Here is a 13228-nt window from a genome sequence, read left to right on the forward strand (position 1 = left end):
ATCCTCCTCAGCTTTTAATTTCGGGTCAAACCGTTTTGCGCCAAAGCCTGCTGCAGTGAATTATAAAAAATAACGTCTGATATAACACGCTCGCCATCCGACGCCATCGCCATATCAGGACGAACACCAGAAACGGCACAATCTATCCCTAGCATACGCAGGACTTGAACCATTTGTATCAGCTTTTCCCTTGCAGAAGTTGCTGTAAAACTCGCTCCTGACATATCGATAAATAGCGTTTCGACACCGTTCTCTTTGCATGTTTGCGGTATGTCGGCCGTAATAAGCTCTGCCCGCCTCCCACTTATTTCACCAACTAAAGGAAAGACACCGATACCATCCATAATCGGTATAACCGGAGAGCTTGTCTTATTAATTACTTCTCGTTGGCTTTTGATTTTCCTGTCAATCAGCTCATAATAAAATCTTGTAAATTTATTGATAACCTCATCTAACGCACGATGCAGATTCTTAGACCAGTGAATGACCGTTAAAGGTGAGATTTCCTGCTTCTGTTCCTCCGTGAATTTCTCAATAAATTCCCAGATGACTGTGCCAGATTTCCCTACTGCTTGCAGCACTTCATGAATAGGCGTATTTGTTTCGACACGGCTGTTTGCCACTTTCTCGACCCATATTTTGACGTTATGATTATACCGCTCTTCATCCTCTAAGATGGCACTGGCCACTAGATCGATCGTCATTCGGTGCTGTTTTCTAAGTTTCGCACGCATTTCCTCTCCTGCATCTTCGGCATAGATGGAATCTTTGTAGTCACCGAGCAAGTTGACCCACTGATCCGTAATGTTGGGAGCGTTATCCATGATGTATTCGTATAATGCTTCGTTTAGTCCTGGCATGCGATACCCCTTCGTATTCTTAATTTGCTTTCATTATATCGGAAGACGCTGCACTCTTCTAATGAGAGCATATGAAAAAGAGCCTGCTATCGCAGACTCCTTCTTTCTAACTATGTAGTAATACCCGCGCATGAAAGGATACCCCCATGTAACATTTCACGAACGGTTCAGCACATCTACCAACAAAGAGAGGAAACGCTCTGCTTCCACCTCCATGCATACTTGGACATTCGCAGGTAATCCCCATTTTCCTTGGCGATCCCAAACAGTCATGCCATCGCAAAATCTACTGCTGGTCTCTACTGCAACGCTGCACGCTGTTTTCTTCACTAATGTCGAATCAATGAAGACACCAATTGCAAGCGGATCATGCATTGCACATGCCCAAATTCCATTTTGTTCATAAAATGCTTTTCTGTAAGTTGCTGTACTTTGCTTCAAAAAATCATGTAAAGCTGGCTCTGTAATAGTTTCAATATGCTTCTCTGTAAGTAAAGCATGTTTCGTAACGTCCAAACCTACTTGCGTAAGATTAGGTATACCTGCCTCTAAAACGACGCTTGCTGCTTCCGGATCAGCAAACGTATTAAATTCAGCAACAGGCGTGACGTTTCCTATCCCATTGATAGCACCACCCATGTATATGACCTCTTTTACGTGGTCAACAATAGCCGGCTGCTGCTGAATACTCTTCGCAAGATTGGTCAGCGGCCCCGTGCAAACAACGGAGACCTCTCCCGGGCTTTCCATGATTTTTTCAATTATGAAACTAGCTGCATCACCAGGAGTTATTTCCCTTTCTGAAATAACATCCAGCAAAGCCCCGCCGATTCCGTCTGTTCCATGCACTTTATGTTCAAAGTGCGGCTGTCGTTTGAGTGGTGCTGCACTCCCTTTTACCACAGGAATAGAAGAAGGTGCGTTAATTAAATCGAGCACCTTACAAGTGTTCGTTGTAGCAGCTTCCAAGGAAACATTTCCACATCCTGTTGTGATACCGATAAGATCCAGTTCCTCACTTTTGACAGCTAATAAAATGCCTATAGCATCATCAATACCTGTGTCTACGTCTAAGATCAGTTTCTTCTTCATCGAACACCTCAAATCCGAACATTATTTTATAAATAACGGCATTTTCAACTTAATTATAAACAAAAAACCTGCATAAATAAACGTAAAGTTCGTAAAAAAGGCACAAACCCAATTCGATTTGTGCCTTCTTAAGTATATTGAATTTGTTCACGATTTAATTTCGCCTGCTTTACGGCAGCCTTTGCGCGATATAGTCTAGTCTTCACTGTGGCTTTGGAAAGGGACAAAGTAGCAGCAATTTCTCTTTCCCTCATATCCTCCATGTATCGGAGCGCCAGTACTTCCTTGAGCTTTGGTTTCAATTTCTGGATATCCTGCTCAAGTTCTTGTTTCGTTTCTCGGAGCTCCACTTCCTCTATAACAATATGCTCCAGATAATGCTGCTCCAGCTCCCAGCTGGCCAAATCAATACTAACAAATGTACGTTTTCCCTCTTTTCGCAGCATATCAATCGCCGTCCGGGAAGCGATCGTTGCAAGCCACGCCCCAGCTTTCGATTCCTCCTCCAACTTGTCCAGATAACGATAAGCCTTTATAAATGTTTCCTGCGCCGCATCCTCCGCCAGTTGCGAATCACGCAGCACCTTCTGCGCTGCGTGATACACCCGCTGATGGTAGAGCGAATAGATATGCTGAAACATCGATTCTTTTGCATAACATTCGCTAATCACGTTTTATTCCTCCAGTTGATTCTTAATTGATTGCGGCAAATCATCGTATTCTATGGAAAGCTCTTCCTTCATACTGCTTCCTCTATTGAGGTTAACTGTTACAAAATAAGAGTCTTCGTCTTCGCTATAGTAAACCGCATGATCGAGTATATGATTTAAATCTGATTCTTCCTTCACCGTAATTGTTTTATTCCGGTCAAAATTATTTAATTCGATACTGCTAATATCCTCGGGATAAACTTTTATATCATCATAAATTCCAGCTTCCTGCAACACCTGGACTGTATTCTTATAGCTATCATCAAATGACGTATAATAGAAGCCCTCATCTTTATTTGTAAGAAAATCTAACGAATAAGTTTGTAACTCTTCTGGTGCTTCAGAACTGGAAAGTTCTATATCTTTTTTAATGGCTTCATGGAGCTTATTAATAAGCTGTGGATCGGTAACGGCAATGCTGTTTTGCTTGATATTATTAGATTGTACATCGACAGCATAAACGTCCTCTTTTGGCAGATTAAAGACAGCATTATTGGCGTGCTTATATAGGAGTGAATTCTCCACCTCACTTTGCAGTCTCTTTAACTCGGTATTATCTTCTATTGAATAGAAATATGATCTAGCAATTTTTTCTCCATTCTCTAACTCATATACGATAAATGTTGAGCGAGATTCTTCTGACTCCCAGGCATTGTCTTGGGGTGCACTTATAATCTGCTTTTGCAATCTTTGTACAAGCTCTATATCATCTTCGTTAGTGAAATAGAGCGGTTCCATGCCGGGCTCCACCCCTTGACCTTCATAATTGTAAAATTCACCAAAATAAACCTTCTCTACTTCTTCCACAGACGGAATTGAATTCTCGTAGTTATTCTTTACAAGGTAAGTTGCTAAGAAAGCCAAAACGATAAATCCGGCAACCACCAGAAAAGATTTATAGTTTGTATAAACTCTCCATGTCTTATATAAGATTGATTCCACAAGGACAAAACCTGCTAAGGATCCTGCAATATATCCGAATATCGCCCAGCCTAGTGAGGCGGAACCAGTGTGAAAGAATATACCTCCCGTCATCATGAAACAGATTATAACGCCAAAACGAAAAACAGGTCTCATAAAAGGATACACAACTGATTGAGAGGTCTCTTCTAATCTGCGATGAACGTATAACCAATGCGCTGCTATGTATAATAAAACTGCTATAGCCGCATAGATAGTCAAAGTAAGCCAAGAGACTTGAGAATAGACCGTGTTACCAGTTTGACTTGTTAAGAATCTGTCATAAAAATAAGTTATAGGTGAATAGGCTCTAACCATTGACTTAGAATAATAATCTGCCGGAAATCCAACCAGTAATATGCTGAGATTATAAGTTCCTAGAAACATAACCGCAGCGGGCAATAGACTAAATATATAAGTGAACACAAGGTGCAAGCTGAACATCCCTGTGATCATGCTAGTAAATACGGTAATAACAAACATGAACACGTTTAAGAACAGAACAAGGCCTAGCCACGATAATACATCGCTAGCGTTAAAATAATCACCAATTCCTGATACCGCTTGTATAGTAATTAATATAATGGCATTCAAGCCAATCGGTACAAATAACAGCAAAAGTCCTACTATTGTATGGTGGCCTAGCAATGTCTTTCTTTTCACTGGCATACTATGTAGAAAATCAGATGCCTGTTTTTTATGCATATAACGAAATAGAATGACACCAAGAAGTACCGGCACTGTAATGGACAGGATCCATTGAAACTCAGGTACGTAAAGGAACACTTCCCCTTTCTCCATGACGATCTCTCTTGTTTTCTGGTTTGAATATTTAATAATAATATTCAATGGCACTATCAAGAACAACGCCAGAAAATACAGCACACTCAACCAGCCAACCTGCCTCAAATCGTATAAAATAACCTGCTTCTTAATCGAGGATGTTTTCGATGGCATAGCCAGCACCTCCCATTTCGTAGATAAAGATTTCTTCTAAAGATAATGGCAGCATGTCCAGTACGACTGGATTTTGGGCTGCAAACAAAGCTTCTACTTCGTGACGGTCAGCTTTGATAATTACCAGATGGATGCTGCCTCGTTTTTCCTGGTGAAGGATATTGAGCTCGTTCAGGAACTGTGTATCTTGTCCTTTGCGAAGGGCAAATTGCACTTTTTGCACTTCACTCTTCATATCATCCAGATTACGTTCAAGAATCATCTTGCCCTTATGTACAATCCCGATGTCATCACAAAGGTTCTCCATTTCTCGGAGGTTATGCGAAGAAATAAGCACCGACATGTCTCTTTCGGCAACATCATTAATTATTAGGCCTTTAATTCGCTGCCTTACAACGGCATCTAATCCGTCCAGCGGTTCATCCATAATTAAGTAATCTGGTTTGGCTGCCAACGCTAAGCAGAATGCCACTTGCCGCTGCATCCCTTTAGAGAAAGAAGATACTTTTTTATTTTCAAGCTGAAATTGACTAATCAGTTGGTCATACCGCCGCTGATCCCAATTTGTATACATATCGGCATAATACTTCCCCATCTGTTTGACGGTGTATTGCGGTAAGAAATAAAGGATATCGGGCATGAAGATGATGCGCTGTTTAATCTCTACATTCTCAAACACGGCTTTCCCATCGATAAGAACACAGCCTTTGTCTTGTTTAAGTATGCCAGCGAGTATGCGCATAATGGTTGTCTTTCCCGCCCCGTTGGATCCAAGCAGCCCATAAATTGTTCCTGGCCTTACTTGAAAGCCGACCTGATCAAGCACTTGCTTTCGCTCAAATTTCTTACTGATTTCAACTGCTTTTATCATAGGTCGCTTCCTCCCCCGTTTTGCAGTAAGTTCTCAACAACGCTTCGGATTTCATCGGCTGTCATTCCGATAAACAGCGCCTCTGTCAGAAGCTTTTTCAGTTCTTCTTGCATATGCATCACCTTTTGCGGATCCACTTGTACACGAATCGCGTTCACGAAACTCCCCCGTCCTTTTACCGAATAAATCAATTCCTGATTTTCTAATTCACGGTATGCTTTCTGAATTGTATTTGGATTAATGGTCAGCTGCTGGGCAAGCTCCCGCACGGAAGGGAGTTTTTCATCTGTTTCCAGCACTTGATTGATGATCAATTCCTTGAACTTATCAACGATTTGTTCATAAATCGGCTTGCCGCTTCGCAAGTCCAGTTCAAACATGTATTCACCTCATTCGGGCTTCTGTATTAACTGTATTAGTTGTTGTAGTACACTTAATACATCAGAGTATACACTACCCTTTTCCAGTTGAAAAGCACTTTTACAAAAAAATAAAAAGCCAGATCATAAGATCTGACTTTTTCCAAGTAATTAATATGGATCCGAGGAATGGCTTTCTTCTTTTACCTGTTCAACGCCTTCATCCGACGTTGTACTTCCACTAGCAGTATGTCCAGAATGGCTTAATTTCTAAATCAGTCAAAACAGAATAACGCGCCACCTGTTCCATGAGGTAAGACGCCTTTTAATCCATAGAAAAAAGAGAGCGGGACAAAACAAGGTTAATTCATCCTAAAAGCGAACGATAACTAGATCCGTACTTTTTAATGCAGCTCTCTGACGGCTGCTACTTTCCAACTTTAGCTGTTATCGTCGGACAAGAATGGCTTTTGAAGTAGATACCGACAAGAAAATTGCTATCTTTTCGAGGAGTCTACGTACTCTGCCTACACGTTTTTCCTATAACAAAAATCAGCGTAGAAAATACACGGAGACTCCCGCGGGAGGAAAGCGGAATGTATTTCCGAAGCGATGCTCTCATCTTCGTTTCCAACGCAAAAAATCCAAACAATACTGCTTTTAATTGCAGTATTGTTTGGATTTTTATATAGCTTAAACAGTCATGTCCCAGCCTCTTGACACACAGATTAGCCGATGCCGATAATATTAAAACCTGCATCCACATAGATGACTTCACCAGTTACGCCTCGGGAAAGTGCTCCCATCAAACCAGTCGTCATGTCACCAACTTCTTCTGCAGATACATTACGGCGAAGTGGTGCTTTTTCTTCTACTTTGGAAAGAATCTCATTGAAAGATGGCACGCCTTTTGCAGCCAGCGTACGAATTGGTCCTGCAGAAATAGCATTGATACGGATATTATCCGGGCCAAGATCATTTGCTAAATAGCGGACACTTGCTTCCAATGCAGCTTTTGCTACACCCATTACGTTGTAGCCGTCCAGCACGCGATCAGCACCAAGATAGCTCATTGTGACGATTGAACCACCCTCTGCCATAAGTGGGCGCACGGCTTTCGCAACTGCCACAAGCGAATACGCGCTTGTATCTTGCGCAAATGCATAACCATCACGAGATGTATCAATGAAGTCGCCATTTAAATCTTCTTTATGAGCATGCGCTACAGAATGAACAAGTCCGTGAACTGTTGTAAACTTCTCTTTAATTTCGGCAAATGCAGATGTGATTGATTCATCATCATTCACATCACACTGGATAACTGCTGCATTCATTTCATTCTTTTCTAACAGCTTGTTCAGTTTTTTAGCAGAACGTTCTTGGCGGTATGTAAAGATTAGCTTAGCTCCTGCTGCATGCAGTGACTGTGCAACACTCCATGCGATACTGCGGTCATTCGCAACACCCATGATGACGATATGTTTATCTTGTAATTGTAGAAAGTCCTTCATTTTTTATTCTCCTTCTAATATGAACTGACTTGTTCACGTTTTCTATCGCTTATCATAACAGAAAACCGAAATGAAAGGAATGACACTCCTTTTCAGACAAGTCTCTCTTCTATATAATGAGACATGGTAATAAAAACCAGAAAATTGAGGTGACAGCATGTATCCGATACCCCCTAATCAATCCGGGGATCTTTTTGAAGAAAGATTGCAGGAGTTATATCAGCGAGGCTATATCTCTTACGAAACGTACACATTCACCTTAGAAGGATACCGGAAAAAAGTTGCATTTGATGCTTCCAAATCACGGACAACAACGCAGCCTGTACCTCATACTACCACTTCCATTGAACGGAAGTTAGCTGCTACAACACCAGCCTCTTCTGTACATAGACCTCCTATTCAAAAGCAAAAGAAACAAAAGACACCTGAACAAATTCGAGAACGCAATCTGACCATTATACTCGTACTCGGAATTATTATGCTGTTCTTCGGCGGCTTGTACCTTGGCACTTCAAACTGGGGCACCTTCTCTTCCTTAGGAAAAGTGCTGCTGATTAGCTTAATTCCTTTTCTGTTTGCTGGACTGAGTTTTATCAGCTACAAAGTTAAGATTCCGCAGACTGCCTTTGCTTTCTTAATACTTGCCGCATTATTTGTTCCGATTGTTATCTTCTCTGCTTCTTATTATCAGCTGTTTGGCAGCTATTTGTCGTTTGGCGGTGATGGAGCCGCTCTAGTCGGAACCGTCGCAGCATTAGGCTGTACTGCGTTGTACTACGCGGTCGCCGTACGCACGAGTTCCAAAGCATTCATTTGGGTAACTTATGCAGGCTTATCAACCACCTTTATTTCAGCAATGCTTTACGTTACAACAACGTACAGTGCCTTTCTATTCTGTCTGCAGCTAGCGAATTTGCTGTTACTAGTATTTGAACGGCCTATTCGTAAATCTTTTCCTCTTCCATTACTGCAGCAGTATTGGCCTTATTACCTGCAGATGAAGCTTGGTACCGAGGCATTTATTACAATCGTTCTGATGAGTACCGCTGTTATCTATGATTTGACCTTACTAGTAATCGGTATTAGCGCACTCATCCTGGCAGCTAAAAACTACAGCAAGCTATATCATTTTGGGTTTATGGTATTCACTTTGATAAGCGGTGTACTGCTTTTATTGGAGATTGATTCATACTTCAATATGTTCCTCGGACAGTTTCTGGCACTCGGCTTTACCCTTGTGCTCCTATCCTGGCATTTACCAAGATGGCTGAAGATTAGCTACGAAAGCTTGATTCATAGCATTAACGGTTTTCTTTTTATTATTTTCACGTCTTTAACTGGTGTATATTCTTTTGATTGGGCGTATTTACTCGGGGTTGTATTCCTATTTATTCAATATACAGTCTGGACAATATCCCAGCGTCATACCCATTACAGTTATCCGAGCACTGGTTTGTTCATCGTTATCACATACTGGATGCTTCATATGCTGGATGCGCCAATTTGGCTGCGAACAAGTATTTTTGCAACGCTTGCGTTTCTTGGTCTTGTATACTGCTATATCTGGCCACGAAGGTTCAATTATATAAAGCTTTATCAGCGTACTGTCAGTTGGGCAGCCGTCGGGTCCGTTATTCCGCTGCTGCTCGTAAATCACAACTATGGTTATTATGAAGCAAACAGCTACCTGCTTCTATTAACAGCAGCTGCCGGCTTCTTCTGTTATCAAAAAGGGCATAAAGACGTTGTGTTATGCAGCAAGATTATTACACCTGTAAGCTTTATTGCAGCCCTGATTCTAGCTGGTTACCGACTGTACGTAGAAAGCGACTATTACCAGCAGCACTTTGGCATTCCTGGCCATATGACATGCATTGCGCTGGTAACTGTGATAGCAGCTCTTCTATTCCGACGTTATCACCATCAGCCGCTATCTCTATCATTCTTCCTGACCGGCCAGATCTTTCAGAGCTTGGCAACGATACTAGCATTTCTATCATGGGATTTGCCGGCACCGACAATATCCATTGTTTCATTTATTAGTGTTATCGTGCAGTTCGCTTCTTTATATGTATTCCGCAAAAACGCATTGTGGGCATCCGTACTAGTCGCCCTGCTCTTGGCATATGGATCTCTGCAAAACCTGTTCAACATCTCAGAATCAAATACTTTAACAGCTTATGTACTATTCTGGGGTGCAGCACTGCTGACAGTCAGTATCTTAATTGATAAGAAAGCTAAAGTTGGTGCTTTGTATTTCTTTTGGTGCAGTCACATTATCAATCTATTCTCTATCATGTGGGTATTGGGCTTAGAGAGCTTCGACTCCATCCCGCCAGCATGGCTGTTCGTCCCATTCCTGCATCTCGCTGTGTCCGCTTATCATGCAAAGCGCACAATAGAGAAAAACACTTTTGCAGGTGTTAGTATCACTATCTTATTCCTCATCGCTGTCATACACTTAAGCGACTATACAGATTTGTCTCACCTCCTGACATTAGCAGCTGCCATTACGGCGATTTGCATAGCCGCTATTTATAGGTTTCTGCCTGGATGGCAGGCATTCTTGAGGTTAAGTCTTTTAATTGTATACAATGTTATCCTATTGTTTGCAGTGGCTGAGCTTACCGTTTTGTTTTCGTGGGAAATCGTCCTGCTCTCTATCGTTGTCGGCGTCATTGCAATTTATCAACAGCATCATTGGCAGCGAATGTTCATGTCTTATGTCACATTGCTCTTGCTTTTAGCCATCTTGCTCCTTTACGGAACAATTGGAGAGGAAATCCGCACAGCATACTTACTACTTGCTGGCGCTATCGCATTAATTGCAACGAGCTTTACGCAATATCAATCGGTCGTCATTGCAAGTGATGCTAAGTTTGTTTTGGAAAAAGCAGATACGTACCGTATTGGTGCCATCGTTTATACAATAATCGGCAGTCTGACAGGCGTCATGGCTTATCAATCAGGCCTTGCAGAGGTACTGTTCAGTTTAACAGTCCCGGCGATGTTATTTGCTATTAGTGTAAATACAAACCCTGCAGCTGAGCGGCGTTATGTCAGACTTGGATCATTGTTCGCTTGTCTATATCCATATTTGCTGCTATTGCAAAACCTTGCTATCAGTCCGTACCTACTAACGGAGCTTTATATCGTACCAATTGCTTTGCTGGTGCTCATCATCTTACGCGTTTTCTTCTACGACCCAGACGTAACACCGCATATTGAGCTGATTTTACTGGCTATCGGATTTGGTATTCTCGTTCTGGATGGATTAGCAAGTATGACGATTTATGATGCTTTGTCATTAGGAAGCATTTCCTTACTTGCTGCAATCGTCGGTTTTATACGAAAGTATCGAGCATATTTCCTTACAGGAACGATTACAGTTGTCTTCAATTTATTTTTCCAAACACGCCCGTTATGGGGCAGTGCACCGTGGTGGCTATACTTGATTGGTGCAGGCTTCTTGTTAATCGCATCTGCAAGTTATATTGAATATCAAAAACATAAACACGCCCGTACAGCTGAATCCTTGCTTCAAGCAGGTAAGGCAAGATGGAAGCAGTGGCTGGAGAACTATAAGTAAGAAGATTATTATGGAGATCCAGTGCTGCATTTTACTAATTTCACAAGTAAGCATCTAAACACAAAGAAACGTATGTAGAAACAGCTATAGCACCAAGGCTATAGCTGTTTTCAATTTAATAAGATGCAATCGTTATTTTATTCGCTTGCTCTATCTTCACCTGTTCACCTTCTCGGAAATCAATTCTTTCTCCCGCTCCCAGATTCGTGAAGACAACTGGTGTAATTAAAGACGGTACATGTGGTTTGATTTTTAATAAATCAGCTTCAGCCAGCTTTTGTCCGACAGTTATTTGCTCTCCTTCTTTTACGAAAACCTCAAAGCCCGTCCCTCTCAAATTGACTGTTTCCAAACCGATATGGATCAGAATTTCACGGCCATTATTCGCTTGCAGCCCAATTGCATGTTTTGTCGGAAAAACATTGATCACCTTTCCGTTAATCGGAGAAACGACAATTCCATCCATCGGTTCAATAGCAAACCCGTCTCCCATCATTTTTTCAGAGAAAACAATATCTGGTACGTCCTCTAAAGTACGAAGTGTTCCGGACATCGGGATAACAAAGACATGCGCATCTGGGTCATTTTCAAAGGGTCTTTTTATCATTTCCTCTAATGAGTTTCCCACTCCCTGTGTTGGCACAGCTTCTACCAGTGGTCTTGGCATCTTCCCGAGAATAATATCCTGCATCTGCTCTTTTAAGCCTTCTGATTTTGGTCCAAAGATAACTTGTATGTTGTTGCCAACTTCCATTACACCAGCAGCACCGAGTTTTCTCAGCGCTCCTTTGTCGACATTCGTCTTATCGTTTACTGTGACACGAAGGCGTGTAATACACGAATCCATGTGGTTGATATTTTCTTTATCACCCATCGCTTCCAAAACATAATAAGCAAACGTACCGGAATGGGAGCCACTTCTAGTTTTTTCGTTCTCTTCTGCTTTTTCACGGCCTGGTGTCATGAGATTAAATTTGCGGATTGCGAAACGGAATCCGCAATAATAGATTATTGCAAAGACGATACCAACCGGAAGGACAAGCCACCACTCCGTCCGATTTGGTAAAATGCCGTACAGAAAGAAATCAATAAATCCGCCAGAGAAAGTCATTCCAATCTTGACGTTCAGAATGTGCATCGTCATGAAGGAAAGACCTGCAAATACACAATGTACTGCGAACAGCAACGGTGCCACGAACAAGAAGGAGAACTCAAGTGGTTCTGTTATACCTGTCAAGAAACTAGTCAATGCTGCGGAACCCATCAGACCAGCGACTATCTTTTTTCTTGCAGGACTTGCTTCGTGATAGATAGCCAAAGCTGCTGCTGGCAAACCAAACATCATGAAAGGATATTTTCCTGTCATGAATGTACCTGCTGTCAGCTCTGCTCCATCTCTGATTTGTTCCATAAAGATTCGTTGATCGCCGCGAATCACTTCCCCAGCTGTATTTGTATAGCTGAAGAACTCATACCAGAACGGCGAATAGAAAATATGATGCAAGCCGAATGGAATCAATGCGCGCTCTATGACACCGAATATGAAGGCTGTCAGCGTCAAGTTCGAAGATAACAACCCATTCGAAAAGTTATTTAACACATGCTGGATTGGCGGCCAAATAACTAGCATTCCTACACCGAGCAGCAAGGCAGCAAGTGATGTGACAATTGGTACGAATCGCTTTCCAGCAAAGAAACCTAGGTATTGTGGTAATTCAATTTTGTAAAATTTATTAAACATAACGGCTGCCAGTACACCGACAATAATACCTCCGAATACGCCCGTTGCGAGCGTTGGTATGCCCAGCATCATCGTGTACGCTGGGTGATTTCCGCTAAAGAATACTGCACGCTCTACTGCATCAGAAGGGATACTTCCATTGGCAATTAGTACAGCACTCATTGTGGCGTTCATAATCAGATAACCGATAATTGCAGCAATACCCGCTACACCATCTCCATTGGTGAGAGCAATTGCTACACCTACTGCAAACAGTAAGGGCAAATTAGCAAAGACGATATCTCCGGCACTTTGCATAACTGTGGCAATCAGCTGCACCCAGGAACTGTTCAAGAATTCAACAGCCTGTAACAGATCCGGATTCTGCAGCGCATCTCCTAACGCAAGTAAAATACCAGCCGCTGGCAAGATTGCAACAGGAATCATAAGCGCCCGACCTATCTTTTGCAGAATACCAAATGCATTTTTCATCATTAAACCTCCAAGATAACAACAATTTGATGGCGTTTACATAGAAACATTAAAAAAGACATGAGAGATAAAGTAAGTAACACAAAAAGAATCAGATTCTTCTTGTG

The 13228-nt window shown here is 41.9% G+C and carries 9 protein-coding genes; 1 reads left to right on the forward strand and 8 read right to left on the reverse strand.

Features of this window, described 5'->3' with window-relative positions:
* Positions 1–14 precede the first annotated feature (14 nt).
* From B1K52_RS03700 to fabI, 7 genes are all read right to left on the reverse strand, one after another.
* Entirely contained in the window at positions 15–860 is an 846-nt protein-coding gene (locus B1K52_RS03700) for an STAS domain-containing protein (protein WP_077305450.1), read from the reverse strand.
* A 156-nt stretch (positions 861–1016) separates the two neighbouring features.
* Positions 1017–1952: a nucleoside hydrolase gene (locus B1K52_RS03705; protein WP_077305451.1), complete on the reverse strand. Its 936-nt coding sequence runs from the start codon at positions 1950–1952 to the stop codon at positions 1017–1019.
* Between the two features lie 128 nt (positions 1953–2080).
* Complete coding sequence (locus B1K52_RS03710; RefSeq protein WP_077305452.1) at positions 2081–2623, reverse strand: RNA polymerase sigma factor; 543 nt, start codon at positions 2621–2623, stop codon at positions 2081–2083.
* 3 nt (positions 2624–2626) lie between these two features.
* Positions 2627–4579, reverse strand: a complete 1953-nt coding sequence (locus B1K52_RS03715) for an MFS transporter (RefSeq protein ID WP_077305454.1) — start codon at positions 4577–4579, stop codon at positions 2627–2629.
* A complete protein-coding gene (locus B1K52_RS03720) occupies positions 4554–5450 on the reverse strand; it encodes an ABC transporter ATP-binding protein (RefSeq protein WP_077305456.1) in 897 nt (298 codons plus the stop codon). The genes B1K52_RS03715 and B1K52_RS03720 overlap by 26 nt, the downstream gene beginning before the upstream one ends.
* Complete coding sequence (locus B1K52_RS03725) at positions 5447–5830, reverse strand: GntR family transcriptional regulator (RefSeq protein ID WP_077305458.1); 384 nt, start codon at positions 5828–5830, stop codon at positions 5447–5449. Before B1K52_RS03725 ends, B1K52_RS03720 begins: the two co-directional genes overlap by 4 nt.
* A gap of 707 nt (positions 5831–6537) precedes the next feature.
* On the reverse strand, positions 6538–7320 hold the full coding sequence (gene fabI / locus B1K52_RS03730) for an enoyl-ACP reductase FabI (RefSeq protein ID WP_077305460.1): 783 nt from the start codon (positions 7318–7320) through the stop codon (positions 6538–6540).
* Positions 7321–7477: 157 nt separating this feature from the next.
* On the opposite strand from fabI, the gene B1K52_RS03735 reads away from it, so the two are divergent.
* Entirely contained in the window at positions 7478–10909 is a 3432-nt protein-coding gene (locus B1K52_RS03735; protein WP_077305462.1) for a hypothetical protein, read from the forward strand.
* 115 nt (positions 10910–11024) lie between these two features.
* On the opposite strand, the gene ptsG is transcribed toward B1K52_RS03735, so the two are convergent.
* Complete coding sequence (gene ptsG, locus B1K52_RS03740; protein WP_077305464.1) at positions 11025–13124, reverse strand: glucose-specific PTS transporter subunit IIBC; 2100 nt, start codon at positions 13122–13124, stop codon at positions 11025–11027.
* Positions 13125–13228: the final 104 nt, after the last annotated feature.

This window comes from Terribacillus halophilus, from assembly GCF_900162685.1.
Taxonomy (GTDB): domain Bacteria; phylum Bacillota; class Bacilli; order Bacillales; family Amphibacillaceae; genus Terribacillus; species Terribacillus halophilus_A.